The 243-nt window shown below is 65.8% G+C and carries 1 protein-coding gene; it reads right to left on the bottom strand.

What is annotated here, in order from left to right:
* A partial coding sequence (rpsC, locus tag ACYYG1_RS17795; RefSeq protein ID WP_461211662.1) for a 30S ribosomal protein S3 occupies window positions 1-243 on the bottom strand: 243 nt, incomplete at both ends.

Here is a 243-nt window from a genome sequence, read left to right as displayed (position 1 = left end):
GCGGCACGCGGCCTTCGCGGTACCACTCCATACGAGCGATTTCAGCGCCGCCGAGGCGACCCGAAACGTTGATCCGGATGCCCTTGGCGCCGAGGCGCACGGCCGACTGGATCGAGCGCTTCATGGCGCGACGGAAAGCGATACGGCGCTCGAGTTGCTGAGCGATCGACTCGGCGACCAGCTGAGCGTCGGTTTCCGGCTTGCGGATCTCGACGATGTTCAGGTGGACTTCGCCCTCGGTCA

This window comes from Desulfocurvus sp. DL1XJH-121 (assembly GCF_054819825.1).
This window is presented reverse-complemented; position numbering and strand designations above follow the sequence as displayed.